Source organism: Streptomyces sp. NPDC028928 (assembly GCF_055564915.1).
In genome coordinates, this window is the sequence record NZ_JBVHVI010000019.1 from 80,151 (window position 1) to 102,104 (window position 21,954).

The window sequence follows — 21,954 nt, forward strand, 5'->3', positions numbered from 1 at the left end:
GAGAAGCCGGCGCGGGACCGGCGCGGCTACCGTGGCCCGCATGGACGACGCCATCGCACAGCATGCCGCCGACAGTCATGACCTGATCCGTGTGCACGGGGCACGCGAGAACAATCTCAAGGACGTCAGCGTCGAGATCCCCAAGCGCCGGCTGACGGTGTTCACGGGTGTCTCGGGCTCGGGCAAGAGCTCGCTGGTGTTCGACACGATCGCCGCGGAGTCGCAGCGGCTGATCAACGAGACGTACAGCGCGTTCGTCCAGGGCTTCATGCCCACGCTGGCGCGGCCCGACGTGGACGTGCTCGACGGGCTGACCACCGCGATCATCGTGGACCAGCAGCGGATGGGCGCCGACCCGCGCTCCACGGTCGGCACCGCCACCGACGCCCACGCGATGCTGCGCATCCTCTTCAGCCGGCTCGGCACCCCGCACATCGGCTCGCCCAAGGCGTTCTCCTTCAACGTCGCCTCGATCAGCGGGGCCGGCGCGGTCACCGTGGAGCGCGGCGGGAAGACGGTGAAGGAGCGCCGCGAGTTCAGCGTCACCGGCGGTATGTGCGCGCGCTGCGAGGGCCGCGGCACGGTCACGGACATCGACCTGGCCCAGCTCTACGACGAGGACAGGTCGCTCAGCGAGGGCGCGCTGACCATCCCCGGCTACAAGCCCGGCGGCTGGAACTACCGCCTCTACACCGAGTCCGGCTTCTTCGACCCGGACAAACCGATCCGCACGTTCACCCAGCAGCAGCTGGACGACTTCCTGTACCGCGAGCCGACCCGCATGAAGATCGCGGGCATCAACATGACGTACGAGGGGCTGGTCCCGCGGATCCAGAAGTCCATGCTCGCCAAGGACCGCGAGGCGATGCAGCCGCACATCCGGGAGTTCGTGGACCGGGCGGTCACCTTCACGACCTGCCCGGACTGCGACGGCACCCGGCTCAGCGAGGCGGCCCGGTCCTCGAAGATCAAGGGGATCAGCATCGCCGACGCCTGCGCGATGCAGATCAGCGACCTGGCCGAGTGGGTGCGCGGACTCGACGAGCCGTCGGTGGCGCCGCTGCTGACCGCGCTGGGCGGGACCCTCGACTCGTTCGTGGAGATCGGCCTCGGCTATCTCTCCCTCGACCGGCCCTCGGGCACGCTCTCGGGCGGCGAGGCGCAGCGTACGAAGATGATCCGCCACCTCGGTTCCTCGCTGACCGACGTCACGTACGTCTTCGACGAGCCGACCGTCGGCCTGCACCCGCACGACATCCGGCGGATGAACGACCTGCTGCTGCGGCTGCGGGACAAGGGCAACACGGTGCTCGTGGTGGAGCACAAGCCGGAGGTCATCGCGATCGCCGACCACGTGGTGGACCTCGGTCCGGGCGCCGGCACGGCGGGCGGCACCGTCTGCTTCGAGGGCACCGTGGCGGGGCTGCGGGCGAGCGGCACGCTCACCGGGCGGCACCTGGACGACCGGGCGGCGCTGAAGAAGACGGTGCGCAAGCCGACCGGGGCGCTGGAGATCCGCGGGGCCACGACCCACAACCTCCGGAACGTGGACGTGGACATCCCGCTCGGCGTGCTCGTCGTCGTCACCGGTGTCGCCGGCTCCGGCAAGAGTTCGCTGGTGCACGGGTCCGTCCCGGCCCGCGCGGGCGTGGTCTCCGTCGACCAGGCGCCGATCCGCGGCTCACGGCGCAGCAACCCGGCGACGTACACCGGTCTGCTGGAGCCCATCCGGAAGGCGTTCGCCAAGGCCAACGGCGTGAAGCCGGCGTTGTTCTCCGCCAACTCCGAGGGCGCCTGCCCGGCCTGCAACGGCGCCGGTGTCGTCTTCACCGACCTGGCGATGATGGCCGGGGTGGCCACCACCTGCGAGGAGTGCGAGGGCCGGCGGTTCGACTCCTCGGTGCTGGAGTACCGCCTCGGCGGGCGGGACATCAGCGAGGTGCTGGCGATGCCGGTGACCGAGGCCGAGGAGTTCTTCGCCGGCGGGGAGGCCCGCACCCCGGCCGCCCACCGCATCCTGCGGAACATGGCCGATGTGGGCCTCGGCTACCTCACCCTCGGCCAGCCGCTCACCACCCTGTCCGGCGGCGAGCGGCAGCGGCTGAAGCTGGCCACGCACATGGCCGAGAAGGGCGGGGTCTACGTCCTGGACGAGCCGACCACCGGTCTGCATCTCGCCGATGTCGAGCAGTTGCTGGGCCTGCTGGACCGGCTGGTCGACGCGGGCAAGTCGGTGATCGTCATCGAGCACCACCAGGCGGTCATGGCGCACGCCGACTGGATCATCGACCTCGGCCCCGGCGCCGGCCACGACGGCGGCCGCGTCGTCTTCGAGGGCACCCCGGCCGACCTGGTCGCCGCGCGCTCCACCGTCACGGGCGAGCATCTCGCGGAGTACGTGGGCGCCTGACGCCTCCGGCGGGGGCCGCCAGCCACTCCTCCAGCACCGCGAAGTCGGCCTCCGTCAGGCCGTACCGGTGGTCGACGCGGTGCAGGAGGGCCGGGGCCGGGTGGTGGACGGCGATCCAGGCGCGGTCGGCCTCGGTGATCTCGTCGTCCACCCAGACGAAGGGCCGGCCCGCCGCCCAGCCGGCCAGCGGCCGGGTCTTCCAGTGCAGCAGGCCCGGCCGCTCGTCGGCGTCGGGCCACCGTACGACCGGCAGCGGCGGCAGGCCCAGCCACGGCGCGATGCAGTCGTTGGCGTCGTCCATCCAGGTCGTGGCCCACACCAGCTCGCAGCCCAGCGCCGTCAGCCGGGGGCCCAGCGCCGGGTCGAGACGGGCGAGCAGCGGGTGGTCGGCGGCGGGCACCGGCGGGCCGTCGTACAGCGGGTAGGCGCGGTCCGCCGCCCCGAAGGGGATGAGCGGACCGTCCACGTCGAGGAAGAGCAGCATCAGGTACAGGTTCGTCCTTCAGGCCCCGCGCCGCCAGGCCTTTCCGGGCGTGGTCAGAACGGCAGCGGCCGGCTGTGTACGACGTCCAGCCGGGACACCGCCCGGGTCAGCACCACGTACAGCCGGTGCGCGCCCCGCTCCTCGGCCTCGGCGACGGCGGCCGGTTCGACGGCGATGACGTGGTCGTACTCCAGGCCCTTGACCACGCTCGCGGGGACGACGGTCAGCCGGGCGCCGAGCGTGTCGGGGCCGGCCGGGTCGAGACCGGCCCGGTCGAGCGCCTGCCGTACCCGGTCGGTGTCGGCGTCGGCCGCGACCACCCCGACCGATCCCTCGCGGGCGAGGGCCTCGCGCACGGCGGTCACGGTGGTGCCGAGCAGGTCCTCGGTGGGCCGGAGGGTCAGCTCCCCGTCCGTGCGCAGGGAGCCGGCGGCGGGTACGGCGACGTCGAGGCGGGCGAGCAGCCGGTTGGCCAGCTCCAGGACGGCCGCCGGCACCCGGAACCCGGTGGTCAGCGGCACCACGGCCGCGTCCGGCCGGCCGAGGTGGCGCAGCTGTACGGACCAGTCGCGGGCGGCCCACGGGGTGGTGCCCTGGGCGAGGTCGCCGAGGACGGTCAGCGAGCCGAACGCGGCCCGGCGGGCGATGGCCCGGCACTCCATCGGCGAGAGGTCCTGCGCCTCGTCCACGACGAGGTGGCCGTAGCCCTCGGGGTGTTCGACGAGTCCGGCGAGTTCGTCCAGCAGGACCAGGTCGGCGGCCGACCAGCGGGCCGACTTGTACGAGCGCGGCGGGCGGGGCCAGAGCAGTGCCGCCTGCTCGTCCGGGTCCAGCAGGCCGTCGGCCGCACGCGCCAACGCCTCGCCGCCGCTGAGGAGTTCGGCGAGGATCTCCTCGGGACGGACCTTGGGCCAGACCGCGTCGAGCTGCGCGGTCAGCGGCCGGCAGCGCTCGATACGGCGCTCCCAGGAGGCGGGCAGCACTCCGGAGCGCCGCTCGGCCTGGTCGCGCAGCCGCCGTACCACCCGGGTGCGCACCCGCTCCCGTCCGACGGCGTACGGCGGCTCCTCGGCGCGCACCTTGGCGACCAGGTCGGCGAGTTCGGCGGCGGGCACCCGCCAGCGGTAGGACCCGTCGGGCACGGCGAGGTCGCCGACGCCCTCGGTGCTCACGCGCGCGTACAGCGCCCGGCGCAGCACCTCGGCCATGCGCGGGTCGTGCTTGACCGTCGACGCCTTCAGCGGATCGGTGCCGGTGACGGGGTGGCGGGCGATCTCGTCCAGCAGGGTGGACTGGCGGACGCCCGTTTCGCCGAGGGAGGGCAGCACCTCGGCGATGTAGGAGAGGAAGGTGCGGTTGGGGCCGAGGATCAGCAGGCCGGAGCGCTGGAGCCGCTTGGGGTGGGTGTAGAGCAGGTAGGCGGCGCGGTGCAGGCCGACGGCGGTCTTGCCGGTGCCGGGGGCGCCCTGCACGCACACGGAGTCGGTGAGGGCGGCGCGGACGAGGTCGTCCTGCTCGGGCTGGATGGTGGCGGCGATGTCCCGCATGGGCCCGACGCGCGGCCGCTCGATCTCGCGGGCCACGATGTCGCTGGTCCGGCTCTCGCCCCGGCCCAGGTGCTCGTCCTCCAGGCCGGTGAGGTCGGCGGAGTCGCCCCGGCTGCCGGGTGCCCAGCCGAACCGGCGCCGGACGTCCACACCCTGTGGATCGCGGGCGCTCGCCTGGTAGAAGGCGCGGGAGACGGGGGCCCGCCAGTCGACCACGAGCGGCGGGGCGGCCGGGTCCTCGGTGATCCGCACGCGGCCGAGGTGGTAGCTCTGCCCGCCGTGTGCGGGGTCGCCGGCGGCGAAGTCGAGGCGGCCGAAGAACAGCGGGCCGGGCGGGAGTTCGCGCATGGCCTTGGCCTGGCTGCGCAGCCGGCGGCCGAGGACCTCGGCGTCGGCTCCGGAGGCGGAGACGTCCTCGCCGACGACGACCTGTTCGGCGGCGCCCTCGACCATCGCGGCGAGGGCCGTACGGCAGTGGTCGTGGTAGGCGCGCTCGGTGTGCAGGGTGTCCGTGAGGGCGGGTTCGAGTGACGTCATGCCGCCAGCGTACCGCCAAAGCGTTACCGAGTTACATTTTTAACCGAGTCTCACAGCCGGGCCGATCCGCCGGGCCGGCCCCGGCCTCAGGCGCGCCCCCTCAGCTCCGGCAGCCCCTCCGCCAGCCGCCGGAACGCCCGCTCGGCCGCCTCCACCGCGTCCCGCTCCACCACCTCGACCGGCTCCCCGGCCGCGATCCGCCGCCAGTTCTCCTGGGCGAGGATCCGCTGCACGGCGATGATCTGCCCGGCGGCGAGCCGCGCCTGGAGACCGCCCCCGAGCGCCTCGGCCAGCGCCTCCTCCGACCGCTCCTGATGGGCGTACGCCCGCGCCACCAGGGACGGGGTGCCGTAGAGCAGGCGGTGGAAGGCGAGCACGTCGGGGTGGTCGTTCAGGCCGGTGACCGGGTCGCGCCGGTCCAGCCCGGCCAGGAAGTTCCGGCGCAGCGCGTCCACCGGGTCGGCCGCCCCCGCGACGATCCGCGCGGCCTCCGTCTCGTGGTCCGCGATCCGGTGCAGGACCAGGTCCTCCTTGGCCGGGAAGTACCGGAAGAGCGTCGGCTTGGAGATCCCGGCCGCGGCGGCGACCTCGGCCACGGACACCGCGTCGAAGCCCCGCTCCAGGAACAGCCGTACGGCGGTGTCCGACACGTCCTGGTACATCCGCTGCTTCTTGCGCTCACGCAGGCCCATCTCACCCATGGGGGGAGCCTACGCAGCGCCGCCCGGCACCGGCGGCCAGGCCAGGTCCGGACCGCCGCGCCGCCGGGAGGACAGGCCCAGGGAGGCGGTGGCCGCGGCCAGCGTCATGGCGTACGACTCCACCGCGCGCCGTACGTTCGGCGCGTCGAGGGCGGCCCCGGTGACCAGGCGGTCCAGGTCGACGTAGGCCGAGCGGACGATCTCGGTCCAGCGGTACACCCGCCAGTCCTGCTGCCAGCCCCGGGTGAAGCGCGGCTCCAGCCGGGTCTCCCAGCGGCGGAACATCCGGTCCCGGATCTCCGGGCGGGTCGGGGTGAGGTGCATGTGCCGGACCAGGTCGTACAGCGGGTCGCCGACCAGCGCCATCTCCCAGTCGATCAGGGTGAGCGGCGGGCCGTCGTCGCGGCGCACCAGGTTCCAGGGGTTGAGGTCGCCGTGCAGCAGGGCGGGGGCGCGGTGGGTGACCCGGTGCCGGGCGAGGATCTCGCGCAGCCGGGGCGCGTCGGGCAGCCCGAGGAGGCGGGCCAGCTGCTGGGACTCCCTGGGCAGGCCGGCGACCAGGGCCACGAGCTGGTCGCTGAGCCATTCGTAGAAGCGGGGCGGTCCGCCGAGCGGGTCGAGCGGGGCGTGGTCGACCCGGGTCAGCGCGGCCAGCTGGTCGACCAGGCAGTCCGCCTCGTGCGGCCGCAGGCCGTGCACCGGGTGCTCGGGACGGCGGCCGAGGTCGGCGGCGCCCTCGTAGGTGTGGACGGCGAAGCGGTCCCCGCGGTAGCGCAGCCCGGGGTCGGTCGCGTGGCTCTCCCCCAGCGCCAGCACCCGGGGCGCGGCCACCGGCACCCCGGACCGCTCGATCGCCCGGAGTACGGCGTGCTCGCTGAGGAAGCCGGTCTCGCGCCGCAGCACGACGGTCGCCTCGCGGCGGACGACGACCGGGAACGGCGTACCCGGCACCCGCAGCACCGTGTTCAGGTGCGCGGCCCCCTTGAACACCCGGCCGGCCGGGGCGGCGCCCTCCAGGAACAGCGCGTCGGCGACCGCGGAGCGGGGGAAGTCGGGGTGCTCGGGGACGCGCCGGTCCGGGGTCCAGCCGAGGACCCGCTTCCCCGGCCTGCCCGACGCCCCGCGCCGGAACAGGATCCGCTCGATCTCGTCCGGCTCGGGCACCCGGCCCAGCCGCAGCGGCCCGGCGGCGGCGCGCAGGGCGTCGCGGACGGTGGCCGTCGCCCGCGCCAGGCGCTCCCCGCCGAAGGACTGCTCCAGCGAGCGCGCGGCGCGGATCACGTCGGCGTAGAGGGACCGGGCGTGCTCAAAGGCGAGGTAGTGCCGCAGGTCCCGGGAGAGCCCGGCGGTGGCGGCGGGCCGTACCCGGTGGACGGCCTCGGCCCAGGCGTCGACGACCTCGCGCCGCTGGTGCTCGGGGTAGCGCATGCGCACCAGGTGGACGGCGAGGTCGTGCAACGGGTCGCCGTAGCAGGCCAGTTCCCAGTCCACGCAGTGCAGCGGCCCGCCGCCGGCCGGCAGGACCAGGTTGCCGCGGTGCAGGTCGCCGTGGAGCAGCCCGTACGGCCGCCGGGTCATCGCCGGGACCCGGTCGGCGAACCGCACCAGGGCGTCCTCGGGCACGCCGAGGGCCGTGAACAGGCCGCCGTACCGGTGCCGGCCCGGCCGCCGGATCTGCTGGTCGGCGAGGTGGGCGAGGGTGCGCAGGAAGCCCTGGGAGTCGGTGTGGTTGCGGGGCCAGTGGGCCGGGAGGGGCGGCAGGACGCCGCCGCGCACCTGGACGACGGCCGCGAGCAGCTCCGCCAGCTCCGTCAGCAGCGGTCCGTCGACCGGTTTGCCGGGGCCGCAGACGTCGGCGAGTACGGCGCCGTCCACAAAGCTGTGGACGGCGAAGCCGGGCCCCGCGGCCAGGCACTCGGGCACCCGCGGGAGCACCCTGCGCACCGCCCGCAGGATCTCCGGCTCGCTGGGCCAGGTCCGGATCACCACCGGCACCGCGTCCGGGCGCGGCACCCGCACGGTCACCAGGGTCCCCGGCTCCCGGCCCAGCAGCCGGGCCGGCGGCTCGGTCAACGGCACGACGTGGTTGTAGTGGTGGAAGCCGCTGCTCGCCCGGCCCTCCATGACGGTGCGGGCCACGAACTCCCGGAGGACGGCATCCGTCCGGGCGGCACGGGGAACAGGCGGTGCGCCCACTGGCCGCTCCGGGGTCGGTCGCGCGAAAAGGAAGGGTCGAAAGGCCAGTCGAGCAGCCGCGCGGGTGGTCCGCCACTCGTCTGTGCCCGGCGGGCGCCCGAGGACCGGCTCGTCGCCGCTCCCTACGCGCGAACACACGCATGCGTCACGGACATGGGCACGCGCCCCGAGCGGTGACTCGGACGAGCCGAATGCTAGCCGACCGGACGCCCCCTCCGGAGCAGCCGCAACAGCGGCTCCAGCGACCGTACGACGTGTCCGGCGCCCGCCGCGCGCAGGTGCTTCTCCTTGCTCTCGCCCTGCGCGTACCCGAGGAACGGCACCCCGGCCTCGCGGGCCGCCGTCAGGTCCGCGAGGGAGTCACCGATCATCAGGGCGGCGTCGGGGGCGGCGCCCATCGCGTTCAGCGCCCGGTTGAGGCAGTGCGGGTGCGGTTTGAGGTGGTGCAGGTGCTCGGTACGGCCGTACAGGTGGGGGGCGAAGCAGCCGGTCAGGCCCCGGGATTCGAGGTAGGTGCGGGCGGCGCGGGGCGAGTTGTTGGTGGTGACGGCCAGGCGGGCGCCGACGGCCGTCCAGGTGCGGATCAGCGGGTCGGCGTAGGCGGTGGGCAGCGCGGAGGCGGCGGCCCGCAGTTCCTCCTGGGTGAGCCGCTCCTCCAGGCCGGCGACGAGGTCGCTGCCCGGCCGCCGGCGGCCCACGGCACGCAGGACCACCTGGGGGTCCAGCGTCTCCCGCTCGGTGTCGCTGAGCAGCCCGCGCAGGCCCTGCCGCTCCAGCCAGTCGACCAGGTCCGCGGCCACCCGCTCGGCGCGGTGCCGGGCGAAGAGCCGGCAGATCGGCCCGTCGAAGTCCCACAGCACGACCCGGACCGATGTGATCAGTTCCCGAAGCTTCTCGTTCTCACTCGCAACAGAAGGCGCATCAGAAGTCGCATCAGAAGTCACTAGGAGAGTGTCAGGTCCGTCGTGATGGTTTCCCAGAGGGCGTCGAACCACATCTGCGACTGCTCCACGAACACCGCGTCCCGCTGCCCGGCCCGTTTCTCGAAGGAGAAGAGCAGGGATTCGGAGCCGAGGGTGTCGTACATCTCCAGCGTTCCGCTCTCCGTGGGCTCCTCGCGGCGCTCGACCATGTAGTACGCGAACAGCGCCTCCGCGCCGTTGAGCAGGTACAGCTTGGCCGGAGGGGTGAACGGCAGGGCCCGGAAGGTGACGTGGACGTCGATGTCGTGGGTGCCGCGCAGGGCCTGGAGGTTGTACTGGAGCACCTGGCCCTGGGCGTTGCGCATCGCCAGCCAGCGCTGGTGCACGGCGTCGTCGGCGCTGCCGGAGTCGACCGGGACCGGGAAGGCGAGGTTGATGTCCCGGGACGGCAGCAGGATGCGGACGTCGACCCGCTCGGGCCTGAGCCGGCCGTCGTGGATCAGGCGCAGCGGCTCACCGAGGGCGGGGATCAGGCTCTGCGCGGTCAGGCAGACGGCGTCGATGCGCACGTGCGGCACGGAGAACGCCTCGGTCAGCCGGGGGGCGAGGGCCACCATGGTGGGCTGTGGCTCCTCGCGCGCGGGGGCCGGCTCGGCGACCCGGGGCGGACTGCCCTTGCTGACGTTGCTGAGCAGGCCGTCCTCGTGGAGCGCGCGCAGGGCCTGGCGTACGGCGCTGCGCTCCACGCCGAACTCCTCGGCCAGCTCGGCCTGTGTGGGCAGCCGCGTACCGACGCGGAGGACGCCGGTCCGGATGCGTTCGCGCAGGGTGTCGGCGATCTGCCGGGGCGTGTGCCTTCCGCTGCCGTTCACTGCCGCGTTCTTCGCCACGTCCTCCGCCACGTCCTCCGCCACATCCCCCGCCGCCTTCTCCTGGGCCACGACCAAACGCTACAACCCTGATCCATCTACAGGGAGTTGTCGAGAAGTTGTTTGTTGATGATGACCAAGTGTGGACAACTCAAGCAGAGTTGGTTGCCAACTTGGTCGAGTTGGCAGACCGAAAGGGGGAACGTCCATGCCCGTCCTCGCGCTCCTCTCCGCCCTCTTCGTCGTCGGCTTCGAGCAGCTGGTCGAGTGGCGGTTCGGGGCCACCGGCATCGTCGGCGTGCTGCTGCTCACCGTCGGCCTCAAGGCCAAGAGCCCGGCCGTCAGCTCGGCCGGCGCGGTCCTGCTGGCGATACTCCTGGCCGGTCCCGCGCTATGACGTCAGCACCAGGTCCGAACTGATCGTCCCCCACAGCGCGTCGAACCACAGCCGCGACTGCTCCACGAACGCCGCGTCCCGCCGCCCGGCCCGCTCCTCGAAGGCGAACAGCATGGACCGGGTGCCGTCGGCGTCGTACATCTCCACGTGCTCCTGCCCGATCTCCCGCTCCCGGCGGCCCAGCGTGTAGTACGCGAACAGCGCCTCGGAGCCGTTGAGCAGGTACAGCTTCACCGGCGGGGTGAACGGCAGCGCCCGGAAGGAGACCCGTACGTCGACGCCGTGCGTGGTGCACAGCGCCAGCAGGTTCTGCCGCAGCACCAGGCCCTGGGCGTTGCGCTGGGACAGCCAGCGCCGGTGCAGCAGACCCCCGTCGTCGGCACCCACCGGCGTCGGGAAGGCGAGGTCGATGTGCCGGCTGGGCAACAGCAGCCGTACATCGATCTTGGCCGGTTTCAGCCGTCCCGCGTGGATCTGTCGCAGCGGTTCGCCGACCGCCAGGGTGAGCGAGACCGAGGTCAGACAGAGCGCGTCGATGCGCACGTGGGGGGCGGCGAAGGCGGCGGCGATGCGCGGGGCGAGGCCCACCATGGTGGGCTGCGGCGGCGCGGCCGGACCCGCCGGGGGACGCGCGGGCCCCGGTACGCCCGCCACGGTGGCGGGGCTGCCCTTCGAAACGTTGGTGAGCAGATGCTCCGACTGCAGGATGCGCAAGGCCTGCCGTACGGCACCGCGTTCGACGCCGAACTCGTCGGCCAGCTTGGCCTGCGTGGGCATGCGCTCGCCCGGCCGCAGCACACCGGACCTGATCCGGCTGCGCAGTTCGTCGGCGATCTCGCGGTGGGACGAACGGTGCCGCTGGGGCTTCGTCCGCCCACTGGCGGAGACGTGCTCCGGGTCCACGAACAAACCGTACAACTTCGCGCCAACTTCCGGCAGTTCCCCTGCAGCTGGTTATAAGCCGCATCCCGCCGGAGATAAGTACAGTGAAGTTGGCAGCCAACTTGTGGGACATGGTCGAGCTTCCCAGTGGTTGGCCGACCGGGTTCCCTTCCGGAGGGGAGCCGGGAGCCCGGACAGGGGGCGGCCACCGGAGCGCACAGTCACAACTGAACAGCGACATCTGAATACCGACATCGCACAGCCACAACTGAACAGCTCGCTACGGATGCACAGGGCGCCGGCCTCCCAGGAGGCGGCGCCCATTCCGTGTCACCTCGGCAGGTGTCACATCAGCAGATCATCCACCTGCGCCTCACCCACCCGGTACCGGCGGGCGATCTCCCCGCTGCAGTCGTCGGCCGTGCGCTGCAGCCGCTGGCGGCACCGCGAGACCTGCTGCTCGTACCGGACCAGGCGCCCCATCGCGGCGCTGAGTTCCAGATCGGTCCGCGCCGTCAGATCGGACAGCTCGACCTCGGCGAGCATCTCGGTGGCCAGCCGCCGGTACTCCTCGTTGTGCGGGGTGCCGAGCGTGACGTGACGGGCCGAGGAGCGCTGCCGGGCCGGAGCGTCCTTCAGGATCTCCGGGAGCCGGTCCACCACGGACCCGTCGACCGGCGCCGGCACGGACGCCCGCCCGCGCCGGCCCAGCTCCGCGCGCAGGATGTCGATCCGCCCCTGGAGCAGCCGCCGTACATAGCTGAGGTCCGCCTCGTCCCGCTGGGCGTCGCGGCGCAGCGCGCGCAGCTCGGGCAGGCTCAGCCGGGCCAGTTCGGGCTCGGGAGGCTCGGCGGGCGGCGCCGGGTCCGCGACGGCGTCGGCGCGCTGCGCGGGCGGCCGGTACGTCCCCTGCGTCCCCAGCCGCCCGCTGGTACTCGGTGTGCTCATCTGCTTCTGACCGTCCCCTCGACCGGCGTGTGGGAAGCATCGTGCCACCCCAACCGGCCGCTATGTGACCGAGTGCCCCCGAACGGCCCTAGATGGGCGCTAACAGATCCAAATTGGGCCCCGCGCGGGCGAGTGCGCGGTACCGGGCATGATGGTCCGCATGCGTGCGGTGGTGCAGAGGGTGGACGGCGCGAGCGTCGTCGTGGACGGCGAGACAGTGGGCGCGATCGAGGGCGAGGGCCTGTGCGTCCTGGTCGGGGTCACGCACGAGGACACCAAGGAGAAGGCGGCCCAGCTCGCCCGGAAGCTGTGGACGATCCGCATGCTCCAGGACGAGAAGTCGTGCAGCGACATCGCCGCCCCGCTCCTCGTGATCAGCCAGTTCACCCTCTACGGCGACGCCCGCAAGGGCCGCCGTCCCACCTGGAACGCGGCGGCCCCCGGCGAGGTCGCCGAGCCCCTGGTGGACGAGGTGGTGGCCCAGCTGCGCGCCCTCGGCGCCACGGTGGCGACGGGCCGCTTCGGCGCGCAGATGAGGGTGTCACTGACGAACGACGGCCCGTTCACGGTGCTGCTGGAGATCTAGGAGGCGGCCCCCTTGATCCCACCCACGAACCCCGCCCAGGCCTCCGGCCCGAAGACGAGGGCACCGCGGGAGGGGGCCTTACTGTCGCGGACGGGGACGAGGGAGGGGATGTTGTCGGCGACCTCGACGCAGGCGCCGCCGTCCGGGTTGCTGTAGCTGCTCTTGCGCCATGTTGCGTCAGTCAGGTCGGTGACTCGCACGGTATTCCTCCAACATCCGCAGGATGAACTCGCGTGACTTGGCCGGGGACAGCGCCGCGTCGCGCACCGCATCGTACGCGCGTTGCAGTTGCTCAACTGAACCGTTTTCCTCGATCAGTTCGCCCCGGTACGCGTGCTCCACGTACGCCACAGTCCGCCCGTCAAGCCGCAGGAACATCACGTCGCTGCTCACCAGTCCGTGCAGACCACAGCTCTGCGGCAGTACCTGGATCGTGATGTTGGGGCGATCCGACATCTCCAGCAGGTGCTCCAACTGCTCCTGCCACTCCCGCGGCTCACGCAGGGGGGTACGCAGCACCGCCTCCGCCAGAATGGCGCGGAACGGTGGCGCCTCCGCCGCCTCCAGCAGTGACCGTCGTCCGACGCGAGCCTCGACTTGCTGGTCCAGCTCCGCGCCCTTGGCGCCGCCCAGACTCAGCAGCTCGCGCGCGTACCCGTCCGTCTGGAGCAGACCGTGCACCGTGCTCACCGCGTAGTGCCACAGGTTCACCGCCTCCGACTCCAGAACCATGTACCTGCGGTACTGCTCCTTGAACTGAGTCGGGTCCAGCAGCGCTAACTCCCACAGCGTCACCAGCAAGCCCGGCGTCCCATAGAACTGATCCAGCGCCTGTACGACCTCCGGCCCGCCCAGTGTCTGGCCGTTCTCCATCTTGCTGAACAGAGACGAGTCCCAACCCACCTGCTTCGCAAGCTCCCGCAGGCTCAGCTTCCGCTCTGTCCTCAGCCGCCGGAGCTCCTCGGCGAACCGCTCCCTCGGTTCCTGGCTCCGTCCTGTCACCATCGATCGCTGCGGCATCGCGCTCCTGTTGAATTTGTTGAATTTGGCAGGCCCCGCGTTGAATTTGGGCCGCTCAACAGCCCGGACGCCCTTTCCGTGCGCCATGCTCTCAAGTACCGCCCGAACACGCAGCGTAGCTGCCGCTTCGCGCTGCGCACACGCGTTCTTGGAAAGGAGCTGGCCGCATGAGCCACGAGCCGGGACACCTGCTCTACGACCCCGCCACCGACAAGGTCGGCGAGTACCGGGACAGAGCCGGTCCGTACGTGATGCTGCGGCCCGTCGGCGGTGGCGTGGAGTGGCAGGCCGATCCGGAGATGGTGCGTCCGGCGACGGACCGGGAGCGGCTCGGGGCGAGTGTGCGGGCCGTCAACCACCGCACGCGGAGCCAGCCCTCGCTGCCGCCGCCGCTGGACGAGGCCAGCCGGCCGCCGCGGCCGGTGCCCGGCTGTGCCGCCTGCCTGGAGCTGGCGGAGCGGCGGGAGGCGGCGCGGGCCGCGTACGACCGCAGTGCCGAGAGCGACGCGAACGTCCTGCTGCGCCAGCACCAGCGGACGGAGCACCGCGCATGACGGCCCCGGAGAACGCGAGACCCCGGGAGGAGGGGGCCTTGTGGCTGGGCTACGCGGTCCCGCCGTTCCATCCCGCGTACGCGCCCGCCGCCGAACCCGCCCCTGCCCCCGCCGTCCCTGCCCCCCGGCCCGGCCGCCGCCGCAGGCGTCGGATGCCCGACGGCGCGGCCGTGAGCGGTCTGCTCGCCGTCCTCTGCGTGGCCTCGCTGCTCGCGGCGATCGGGCTGGCGGCCGTACGGGCGCGGTGCTGACGGGACCCCGTGGGAAAAGCCGAAGGGCCGCACCCCCACTGGCGTCCAACCCAGGGGATGCGGCCCTCAGCCGTCACAGAGCCCTACGGCTCACCCTCAGACCGCGATGGCGACCTCGGCCAGCGCGCCCTTCTCCGCCACGACGACCGTGCGGTCGGCGGTGCCGCCCGGCACCAGCGCGCGCACGGTCCACGTGCCCTCGGCCGCGTAGAAGCGGAACTGGCCGGTCGCGGAGGTGGGGACCTCCGCGGTGAACTCGCCGGTCGAGTCGAGGAGACGGACGTAGCCCGTCACCGGCTCGCCGTCGCGGGTCACCTGGCCCTGGATCGTGGTCTCACCGGGCTTGATCGTCGAGGCGTCGGGGCCGCCGGCCTTCGCTCCGCACATGTTGCAACTCCTTGAGGGGTAAAGGTCGGGGAGGTCTTACTTGTTGGCGCCGAGCTCGATCGGCACGCCGACGAGGGAGCCGTACTCGGTCCAGGAGCCGTCGTAGTTCTTGACGTTCTCCACACCGAGCAGCTCGTGCAGCACGAACCAGGTCAGGGCCGAGCGCTCACCGATGCGGCAGTAGGCGATCGTGTCCTTGGCGAGGTCGACGTTCTCCTCGGCGTAGAGGGCCTTCAGCTCCTCGTCCGACTTGAACGTGCCGTCGTCGTTGGCGTTCTTCGACCACGGGATGTTGCGCGCGGTCGGGACGTGGCCCGGGCGCTGCGACTGCTCCTGCGGGAGGTGGGCCGGGGCGAGCAGCTTGCCGGAGAACTCGTCGGGCGAGCGGACGTCGACGAGGTTCTGGGAGCCGATGGCGGCCACGACGTCGTCGCGGAAGGCGCGGATCGAGGTGTCCTGCGGCTTGGCCTTGTAGTCGGTCTTGGCGCGCTCGGGGACCTCGTCGCCGGCGACCAGCTCGCGGGCGTCCAGCTCCCACTTCTTGCGGCCGCCGTCGAGGAGCTTGACGTTCTCGTGGCCGTACAGCTTGAAGTACCAGTAGGCGTACGACGCGAACCAGTTGTTGTTGCCGCCGTAGAGGATCACCGTGTGGTCGTTGGCGATGCCCTTCTCCGACAGGAGCTTCTCGAAGCCCTCCTGGTCGATGAAGTCACGGCGGACCGGGTCCTGGAGGTCCTTGGTCCAGTCGATGCGGATCGCGTTCTTGATGTGGTTCTTCTCGTAGGCGGACGTGTCCTCGTCCACCTCCACGATCGCGATGGTCGGGTCGTCCAGGTGCTCCTGGAGCCAGTCGGCGTCGACCAGGACGTCGCTGCGGCTCATGCTCTTTCTCCTCCGGGGCAGTCGCGGCGGGGCGTGCGAGTAGAGAGGGGCGCGCTCGGGGTCCGAGCGACGCACGGATGCCCTGGCAGCAGGGCGGGTGAGACGCGGAAGCGGGGCTTCCGCTCAGAAGGGGCGACAGAGCATGGCGGCAACGCGGCACAGGTCCACTGCCCGCCGCTTCGTGAGATCCGCCTGTCGCTTCATGGGGCCGATCGTAGGGACGTCCGGGCGGACATGTCACCGGTGTGTCATATGACGAGACGCGATCGTCCGAATGGCGGAACAAGAAGAGCGCCCGAGGGGTCGGCCGACGGCCCCCGGGCGCTCGCGGGCGTCCTCGCATCTACGCTACGGACGTGATCGTCTCGCCAGTCGGACAGGGCGTGTCGGGCCGGCGTCCGTGGCCCTACCCGGCCAGCTTGACGTTCGAACCCTTCACGCTGATCTCCACGCCGTCCGGCGCGGCCTGCACCTTGTCCAGCTCGATACCGCCGGGCAGCTGGTCGATGGCCTGCTGGAAGTCGGTGATCTCGCGGATGCGGTTCTCGGCGATCGCGGCGGCGCCCAGCTTGGGCAGCGAGTCCGCGTGCACCTCGACCTTGTTGTTCACCACGGTCACCGAGCTGAGCACGGACACGGTCTGCTTGAGCCCGAGGGAGGAGACGGTCCCCTCGACCTTGACCTTGATCTTCCCGTTCCCGCCGTCGGAGAGGCCGACGACCCGGGCGGTGACGCCGGGGGCGACCTCGGTCGGCTCGGACTTGGCGGTCTTCAGCAGCTCGGCGTAGGAGATCGTCGCGGTGCCGGTCGCGGTGTCCGCGGTGGCGGAGCTGTAGTCGCCGGAGAACTCGACGCCCTTCATGTCGGCCTTGAGGTCGTCGATCCGGATGGTCTGGCCGGGCTTGCCGGTGGCCGCGTCGTAGTCCTTGATGCTCACCTCGACGTCGTCCAGCGAGCCGCCCGCGACCTGGGTGAGGAACGGGAAGCCCTTGATGTCCACGTCCGGGGTCGAGGCCAGGTTCTCGGTCGACTTCAGCTTGTCCGCGGCCTCGCCCTCGGCGAAGTGCACGGCGACCCGGTCCACGACCACGAAGAGTCCGCCCAGGATCACGACGATGATCAGAAGTATTCGCAGGGCGCGCATGTGGTGGTTCCCCCGGTCGGCGACGGTGTTCGGAATCGACGGTGTTCGGTGTGTCGACGGTGTTCGGAATGCGGTGCTTCTACGCCACGGTAACCCTGCCGGGCCCGGCCGAAGGGGAATTGTGGATCAGTTGTGACAGGGCGCGCCGGTCCTACCCTGTACGTATGTACGCCCGGCGACGGCACGTCTACTTCGCCATGATGGGGACCTGCATCGGGCTCTTCGTCCTGGCCTGGGGTGTCGTACGCCTGTGGTCCGTACCCGCGGCCGTCGGGATGTGCGTCGTCGCCATGGTCATCCCGCCGGTCGCCGCGATGATCGCCAACCGCCGGGGCCCGGAGGACCGCTGGTGGGACGACCCCTCCGGGGACCCGCAGTCGGACGAGTGGTGGGACGAGCTGGACGGCAAGAAGCGCCCGCGGCCGTAGCCGGGCCGGGCCGTCGGCTACAACGGGGGGATGGACACCGCCGTACTCCGGGAACACCTGGAGATCGCCGCCGACCGGACCGTCGTGTACCACGGCTACACCGCCTACATGCGCGACTACGAGATCGTCTTCTACATGACCGCGGACCCCCGCACCGGTGTCCCGCCCGCCCACGTGCGGTACCTCTTCCGGCACTGCGTGCGGGCCCACTGCGAGACGACCGTGGCACCCGACACCTGGCGCGTCTCGCTGGACGACCGCCTGCTGGACCATGAAGCGGCCACCGGCCTCGACGGATACGTCTGGGGCGTCAACTGTCACTCCGTCTGGGAGACGCGCCTGCTCCCCGAGACCGAAGAGGCCCGCCGATGGGCGCAGGCCCTCGGGACCGACTTCCACGAGGTGCGCATCGAGACCAACGCCCACGACCTCACCCTGCTCTTCTCCGAGCTGGAGGTCAGCGAGGTTCCGGCGGGGTACGCCCCCTTCGTCACCGACTAGCGCGGCTCAGTAGACGAGCGCCTGCGTCCCGTCCGCCAGGGACTCCTGCACGAACACCTGCGCGCCCGCGATCCGCACGCCCTCGATGACGTCCTTCTCCGTGATCTGCCGGCGCGCGGCGCACTGCGTGCACAGCGTGATCCGCCCGCCGGCCAGGACCGACTCCAGCAGGTCCGGCAGCGGAGCGGCGTGCGGCAGCTCGAACTCGGCGGCCCGCCCCGGCAGCGCGAACCAGGACGACTCCCCGGTCAGCCACAGCGAGACCTCGACCCCGCTGGCCACGGCCACCGCGGCCACCGTGAACGCCTGCGAGCACCGCTCGGGAGCGTCCGCCCCGGCCGTCACCTTGATCACGAGCTTCTTCGCCATGCGGGAAGCGTAGCCCTCCCGGCGGCGCCGCCCCTCGCACAGAGCGCCCGCGCCCGGCCGCGTAAGCTGGTCAGCGGCTCTGTCGTTCGCCCACCCTCGCTCAAGGAGCACCCGTGGAGATCTTCTTCGAAATTCTGCTGGTCCTGGTCTGCGTCGGCGTGCTCGCCTTCGCCGGTCTGACCGTGAAGAAGCTGTACCAGGGCCAGCGCTGACCCACCCTCTAGGAAAGCTTCCGCTCATGATCGAGATCCCGTCCGACCTGCACAAGGACCTCGTCCCGCTCGCCTTCCTGCTCGGCAACTGGGCCGGCGCGGGCGTGCACGACTTCCCCGGCTCGGAGAAGTGCAACTTCGGGCAGGAAGTCACCTTCACCCACGACGGCCGGGACTTCCTGGAGTACCACTCGTACACCTGGGTGCTGGACGAGAACGGCAACAAAACCCGCCCCCTGGAGTCGGAGCACGGCTTCTGGCGGATCGACGCCGGCCGCAAGGTCGAGGTGACGATGACCCGCGACGACGGTGTCATCGAGATCTGGTACGGCGAGATGGCCGACAAGAAGCCGCAGATCGACCTGGTGACGGACGCCGTCGCCCGCACCGCCGGCTCGGGTCCCTACAGCGGCGGCAAGCGGCTGTACGGCTACGTCAAGAGCGACCTGATGTGGGTCGGTGAGAAGCAGACCCCCGAGGTCGCGCTGCGCCCCTACATGTCGGCCCAGCTGAAGAAGGTCGTCACCCCGGAGGACGTCGAGCGCTGGGCGAAGGCCCTCCCGGACGACCTGCCGGACGACGGCATCGCCTTCTTCAAGTGAGCCACCCCTGCCCGTAGCTCTAGACTCGTCGGTGTGGTGAGCACCGACTGGAAGAGCGACCTCAGGCAGCGCGGCTACCGGCTGACGCCGCAGCGGCAGCTTGTCCTCGAAGCCGTGGACACCCTTGAGCACGCGACCCCCGACGACATCCTCGTGGAAGTGAGGAAGACGGCGTCGGGGGTCAACATTTCCACCGTCTACCGGACGCTGGAGCTGCTGGAGGAACTGGGCCTGGTCAGCCACGCCCACCTCGGACACGGTGCCCCGACCTACCACCTGGCCGACCGCCACCACCACCTCCACCTGGTGTGCCGGGACTGCGAGAACGTGATCGAGGCGGACCTGGAGGTGGCGTCGGAGTTCACGGCCAAGCTGCGGCAGCAGTTCGGCTTCGACACCGACATGAAGCACTTCGCGATCTTCGGCCGGTGCGAGGACTGTCTGCTGAAGAGTTCAACTACCACGTCGTAGGCTGGCGGTATGAAGAGCCCTCTGCTGTCCCTGCCCGGCGCCGTCCCCGCCGAGGGCGTGGACGAAGGTGTCGCCGCCCACTACGGCGACCTGTTCCGCGAGCAGCGCGCCCTCGCCGACGGCACCGGTTTCGTCGACCTGTCCCACCGCGGTGTCATCACCGTCAGCGGCGAGGACCGGCTGAGCTGGCTGCACCTGCTGCTCACCCAGCACGTCAGCGAACTGCCCGCCGGCGAGGCCACCGAGGCCCTGATCCTCTCCGCGCACGGACACATCGAGCACGCGCTGTACCTGGTGGACGACGGGACGACCGTCTGGGCGCACGTGGAGCCCGGCACCCAGGACGCGCTGATCGCGTACCTGGAGTCGATGAAGTTCTTCTACCGGGTGGAGGTCGCCGACCGGACCGGTGACATCGCCGTGGTCCACCTGCCCGCCGGTTCGATCGCCGACGTCCCGGACGGGGTCGTCGTACGCGAGACGGCGTACGGCCGTGACCTGTTCCTGCCGCGCGCCGACCTGGAGTCCTTCGCGGCGGCCCACGGTCCCGCCGCCGGCCTCCTCGCCTACGAGGCGCTGCGCGTCGAGCACCACCGCCCCCGCCTCGGCTTCGAGACCGACCACCGCACCATCCCGCACGAGCTGGGCTGGATCGGCACGGCCGTTCACCTCCAGAAGGGCTGCTACCGCGGCCAGGAGACCGTCGCCCGCGTCCAGAACCTCGGCAAGCCACCCCGCCGCCTGGTCTTCCTCCACCTCGACGGCAGCGAGGTCCACCTCCCGGTCCCCGGCACCGAGATCCGCCTCGCGGACGAGGGCCCGGAGGGCCGCAAGATCGGCTTCGTGACGACGTCCGTACGACACCACGAGCTGGGCCCGGTCGCCCTGGCCCTGATCAAGCGGAACGTCCCCCTCGACGCGAGGCTCCTGGCCGGAGAGACGGCGGCCGCACAGGAGGTCGTGGTCGAGCCGTAGCTCCGCCGCTCGCCCGACCTCGATCAGCCGCCGGACCCCAACGCCTGTCGTGCGGCGCCGACCAGCCCCCCAACTCCGCGTGCCAGTTCTCCCCAGTCACCTGGCGGTCGTCGTAGATCCAGAAAGCGGTGGCCGGAAGATCGACCGCGCGTAGTCCGGCGTCTGCCAAGGTCCCCGACAGCCACTGATCAGGCCTACGCCGGCCCTGTCCCCGGTCCCCCCGGAGGACAGGGCCGACCCTTGCGAAGAGGATCTCCTTGCCCGCAGAACACGACATCGCCGCGGAGACGGAACTGTGGGACACCTACGCCGCTTCCGCCTTCAAGAGCGACGCCGAGCCAGGCTTCTGCTGGACCCAGTACGCCGGTCATGGACCCGGCCCGGAACTACTCGGCGGCCCACGCTCCGTCCTGGAGATCGGCTGCGGCACCGGACGCGCCCTCGCCCACCTCGCACAGCTCGGCATCGCCGCCCGGGGCGTTGACCTGTCTCCTGTGATGGTCGAGAAGATCACCACCAAATGGGCCGACACCGGTGCGGAGTTCGTGTGCTCCGAGGTCCTGCAGTATCTGAGCGAGAACCAGGACGCGTAAGACGCCGTCTACTCGATCTTCGGAGCCGCCTGGTTCACCAACCCGAACCTTCTCTTCCCCCTCGTCCGCCAGAGGCTCAACCCCGGCGGCGTCTTCGTCTTCTCCCAGCCCCCGGCCATCCCCGGCGCCTACGGGCCGCAGGGCATGTACAAGGGAGGCTTCGCGGGCAAGGCGATGTTCACCTACCGCTACAGCTACCGCCCCGCCGTTTGGGAACGCCTGCTCACCAGGGCCGGATTCCTCACGGCTCACGCAGAGCTGCTCGAAGCACCCCGGCCGGGACACATCGGGACTCTGCTGGTCCGCGCGGTCGCCCCGTGACGGTCTCCGCCCGGTGCAGGGACCGCCCCGGCCGCAAGGAGAGTGCGCCGGGCGCGGAGACGGTGGTGTCGGTTGCCTCCGGACTTCCGGGCATATGTGTTTCAACGGGGCGAAGCACCTGATGGCATGAAAGGTCACCGGAAAATCTGGCGAATCGTTACCCCTTCGCTACGTTCGTCTCGTCGGGAAGAACCACGAGAAGGGGTTTTCATGCAGCGCTTCCTCACTCGCCTGACCCTCCTCATCGGCCTGCTCACCGCCCTGCTGGGCGCGGCGACCGTCTCGGGCGCCCAAGCGGCCGACCAGACGTACAGAATCCTCAACAACGCCACCGGCGGAAGCCTGTTGCCCCAGGACTGGGGCAACAACCCGAACGAGGGCATCTTCATGTACGCCTGGAACCCGGACGTCACCGCCAACGCGGACCACTGGGACCTGGAGAGTTCCTCCGGCGGCAACTACCTCATCCGCAACACCAAGACCGACAAGTGCCTCAAACCGGGGGGACTGTTCGCCGGCAAGACGTACGTGACCCAGGGCTCCTGTAGCCAAGCACCCCAGTTCCAGTGGGACCTTCAGCAGCGGAACGGTCTGTACAAGCTGAAGAACATCGGCTCGCAGCAGGTCATGGCGCCGTACTACGGCCTGAACCTGAACGAGGTCGTCGTCCTCGAACCCGACTCCAACATCGCCAAAGTCTGGTGGTCGCTCGACCAGATCTGAGCCGGGGCCCGGAACGCCGCTGCGCCGGACGGTGGCCCGTC

General features: G+C 71.3%; 26 protein-coding genes and 1 pseudogene. 12 read left to right on the forward strand and 15 right to left on the reverse strand.

From position 1 onward, the window contains the following. Positions 1-40 precede the first annotated feature (40 nt). On the forward strand, positions 41-2,410 hold the full coding sequence (locus ACZ4U1_RS35345) for an ATP-binding cassette domain-containing protein (protein WP_467908261.1): 2,370 nt from the start codon (positions 41-43) through the stop codon (positions 2,408-2,410). Here ACZ4U1_RS35345 and ACZ4U1_RS35350 read toward each other — a convergent pair. From ACZ4U1_RS35350 to ACZ4U1_RS35375, 6 genes are all read right to left on the reverse strand, one after another. Further along, entirely contained in the window at positions 2,373-2,894 is a 522-nt protein-coding gene (locus ACZ4U1_RS35350; protein WP_467908262.1) for an HAD domain-containing protein, read from the reverse strand. The two genes, ACZ4U1_RS35345 and ACZ4U1_RS35350, sit on opposite strands and share 38 nt — an antisense overlap. Before the next feature lie 53 nt (positions 2,895-2,947). Then, a complete protein-coding gene (locus ACZ4U1_RS35355) occupies positions 2,948-4,978 on the reverse strand; it encodes a HelD family protein (RefSeq protein WP_467908263.1) in 2,031 nt (676 codons plus the stop codon). Positions 4,979-5,064: 86 nt separating this feature from the next. Continuing rightward, on the reverse strand, positions 5,065-5,679 hold the full coding sequence (locus tag ACZ4U1_RS35360) for a TetR family transcriptional regulator (protein ID WP_467908264.1): 615 nt from the start codon (positions 5,677-5,679) through the stop codon (positions 5,065-5,067). A gap of 9 nt (positions 5,680-5,688) precedes the next feature. Beyond that, positions 5,689-7,875 carry a phosphotransferase gene (locus ACZ4U1_RS35365; protein ID WP_467908265.1) on the reverse strand — a complete coding sequence of 729 codons (2,187 nt, stop codon included), beginning with the start codon at positions 7,873-7,875 and terminating at the stop codon, positions 5,689-5,691. Between the two features lie 194 nt (positions 7,876-8,069). Next, positions 8,070-8,819, reverse strand: coding sequence for an HAD family hydrolase (locus ACZ4U1_RS35370; protein WP_467908266.1), 750 nt, complete (start codon positions 8,817-8,819; stop codon positions 8,070-8,072). After that, entirely contained in the window at positions 8,819-9,670 is an 852-nt protein-coding gene (locus ACZ4U1_RS35375) for a winged helix-turn-helix domain-containing protein (protein WP_467908327.1), read from the reverse strand. Before ACZ4U1_RS35375 ends, ACZ4U1_RS35370 begins: the two co-directional genes overlap by 1 nt. Positions 9,671-9,875: 205 nt before the next feature. On the opposite strand from ACZ4U1_RS35375, the gene ACZ4U1_RS35380 reads away from it, so the two are divergent. Then, positions 9,876-10,064: a hypothetical protein gene (locus ACZ4U1_RS35380; protein ID WP_467908267.1), complete on the forward strand. Its 189-nt coding sequence runs from the start codon at positions 9,876-9,878 to the stop codon at positions 10,062-10,064. Here ACZ4U1_RS35380 and ACZ4U1_RS35385 read toward each other — a convergent pair. Both ACZ4U1_RS35385 and ACZ4U1_RS35390 read right to left on the reverse strand, forming a co-directional pair. Continuing rightward, entirely contained in the window at positions 10,059-10,973 is a 915-nt protein-coding gene (locus ACZ4U1_RS35385; protein ID WP_467908268.1) for a winged helix-turn-helix domain-containing protein, read from the reverse strand. The two genes, ACZ4U1_RS35380 and ACZ4U1_RS35385, sit on opposite strands and share 6 nt — an antisense overlap. Before the next feature lie 318 nt (positions 10,974-11,291). After that, on the reverse strand, positions 11,292-11,894 hold the full coding sequence (locus ACZ4U1_RS35390) for an RsiG family protein (protein ID WP_467908269.1): 603 nt from the start codon (positions 11,892-11,894) through the stop codon (positions 11,292-11,294). A gap of 160 nt (positions 11,895-12,054) precedes the next feature. On the opposite strand from ACZ4U1_RS35390, the gene dtd reads away from it, so the two are divergent. Further along, complete coding sequence (gene dtd / locus ACZ4U1_RS35395; protein ID WP_467908270.1) at positions 12,055-12,480, forward strand: D-aminoacyl-tRNA deacylase; 426 nt, start codon at positions 12,055-12,057, stop codon at positions 12,478-12,480. Here the strand turns inward: dtd and ACZ4U1_RS35400 are convergent. Both ACZ4U1_RS35400 and ACZ4U1_RS35405 read right to left on the reverse strand, forming a co-directional pair. Continuing rightward, positions 12,477-12,752, reverse strand: a complete 276-nt coding sequence (locus ACZ4U1_RS35400) for a DUF397 domain-containing protein (protein ID WP_467908271.1) — start codon at positions 12,750-12,752, stop codon at positions 12,477-12,479. The genes dtd and ACZ4U1_RS35400 overlap by 4 nt on opposite strands. Then, positions 12,658-13,587, reverse strand: a complete 930-nt coding sequence (locus ACZ4U1_RS35405) for a helix-turn-helix domain-containing protein (protein ID WP_467908272.1) — start codon at positions 13,585-13,587, stop codon at positions 12,658-12,660. Before ACZ4U1_RS35405 ends, ACZ4U1_RS35400 begins: the two co-directional genes overlap by 95 nt. Before the next feature lie 80 nt (positions 13,588-13,667). On the opposite strand from ACZ4U1_RS35405, the gene ACZ4U1_RS35410 reads away from it, so the two are divergent. Together ACZ4U1_RS35410 and ACZ4U1_RS35415 are read left to right on the forward strand one after the other, a co-directional pair. Further along, complete coding sequence (locus tag ACZ4U1_RS35410) at positions 13,668-14,054, forward strand: hypothetical protein (RefSeq protein ID WP_467908273.1); 387 nt, start codon at positions 13,668-13,670, stop codon at positions 14,052-14,054. After that, entirely contained in the window at positions 14,051-14,305 is a 255-nt protein-coding gene (locus ACZ4U1_RS35415; protein WP_467908274.1) for a hypothetical protein, read from the forward strand. Before ACZ4U1_RS35410 ends, ACZ4U1_RS35415 begins: the two co-directional genes overlap by 4 nt. A gap of 96 nt (positions 14,306-14,401) precedes the next feature. On the opposite strand, the gene ACZ4U1_RS35420 is transcribed toward ACZ4U1_RS35415, so the two are convergent. The 4 genes from ACZ4U1_RS35420 to ACZ4U1_RS35435 all read right to left on the reverse strand — a co-directional run bounded on the left by ACZ4U1_RS35420 (position 14,402) and on the right by ACZ4U1_RS35435 (position 16,718). Then, positions 14,402-14,692 carry a DUF1416 domain-containing protein gene (locus tag ACZ4U1_RS35420; RefSeq protein ID WP_043502058.1) on the reverse strand — a complete coding sequence of 97 codons (291 nt, stop codon included), beginning with the start codon at positions 14,690-14,692 and terminating at the stop codon, positions 14,402-14,404. Positions 14,693-14,728: 36 nt separating this feature from the next. Next, positions 14,729-15,574 (reverse strand): sulfurtransferase, encoded by an 846-nt coding sequence (locus tag ACZ4U1_RS35425; protein WP_467908275.1) that lies wholly within the window; start codon positions 15,572-15,574, stop codon positions 14,729-14,731. Between the two features lie 123 nt (positions 15,575-15,697). Further along, positions 15,698-15,778: an Ms5788A family Cys-rich leader peptide gene (locus tag ACZ4U1_RS35430; protein ID WP_350751515.1), complete on the reverse strand. Its 81-nt coding sequence runs from the start codon at positions 15,776-15,778 to the stop codon at positions 15,698-15,700. A gap of 202 nt (positions 15,779-15,980) precedes the next feature. Further along, positions 15,981-16,718, reverse strand: coding sequence for an LmeA family phospholipid-binding protein (locus tag ACZ4U1_RS35435; protein ID WP_467908276.1), 738 nt, complete (start codon positions 16,716-16,718; stop codon positions 15,981-15,983). A gap of 125 nt (positions 16,719-16,843) precedes the next feature. Here ACZ4U1_RS35435 and ACZ4U1_RS35440 point away from each other — a divergent pair, with 125 nt between their 5' ends. Together ACZ4U1_RS35440 and ACZ4U1_RS35445 are read left to right on the forward strand one after the other, a co-directional pair. Continuing rightward, positions 16,844-17,146: a DUF3099 domain-containing protein gene (locus tag ACZ4U1_RS35440; protein WP_467908328.1), complete on the forward strand. Its 303-nt coding sequence runs from the start codon at positions 16,844-16,846 to the stop codon at positions 17,144-17,146. Between the two features lie 30 nt (positions 17,147-17,176). After that, complete coding sequence (locus ACZ4U1_RS35445; protein ID WP_467908277.1) at positions 17,177-17,647, forward strand: YxiG-like protein; 471 nt, start codon at positions 17,177-17,179, stop codon at positions 17,645-17,647. 6 nt (positions 17,648-17,653) lie between these two features. On the opposite strand, the gene ACZ4U1_RS35450 is transcribed toward ACZ4U1_RS35445, so the two are convergent. Continuing rightward, a complete protein-coding gene (locus ACZ4U1_RS35450; protein WP_467908278.1) occupies positions 17,654-18,016 on the reverse strand; it encodes a DsrE family protein in 363 nt (120 codons plus the stop codon). Between the two features lie 238 nt (positions 18,017-18,254). On the opposite strand from ACZ4U1_RS35450, the gene ACZ4U1_RS35455 reads away from it, so the two are divergent. The 5 genes and pseudogenes from ACZ4U1_RS35455 (at position 18,255) to ACZ4U1_RS35475 (ending at position 21,913) form a co-directional block, all read left to right on the forward strand. Beyond that, positions 18,255-18,830: a heme-binding beta-barrel domain-containing protein gene (locus ACZ4U1_RS35455; RefSeq protein WP_467908279.1), complete on the forward strand. Its 576-nt coding sequence runs from the start codon at positions 18,255-18,257 to the stop codon at positions 18,828-18,830. A 33-nt stretch (positions 18,831-18,863) separates the two neighbouring features. Then, a complete protein-coding gene (locus tag ACZ4U1_RS35460; RefSeq protein WP_467908280.1) occupies positions 18,864-19,301 on the forward strand; it encodes a Fur family transcriptional regulator in 438 nt (145 codons plus the stop codon). A 9-nt stretch (positions 19,302-19,310) separates the two neighbouring features. Continuing rightward, positions 19,311-20,276 (forward strand): CAF17-like 4Fe-4S cluster assembly/insertion protein YgfZ, encoded by a 966-nt coding sequence (gene ygfZ, locus ACZ4U1_RS35465; RefSeq protein WP_467908281.1) that lies wholly within the window; start codon positions 19,311-19,313, stop codon positions 20,274-20,276. Between the two features lie 257 nt (positions 20,277-20,533). Further along, positions 20,534-21,190: pseudogene (locus tag ACZ4U1_RS35470) on the forward strand (class I SAM-dependent methyltransferase). A 210-nt stretch (positions 21,191-21,400) separates the two neighbouring features. Beyond that, positions 21,401-21,913, forward strand: coding sequence for an RICIN domain-containing protein (locus ACZ4U1_RS35475; protein ID WP_467908282.1), 513 nt, complete (start codon positions 21,401-21,403; stop codon positions 21,911-21,913). Positions 21,914-21,954: the final 41 nt, after the last annotated feature.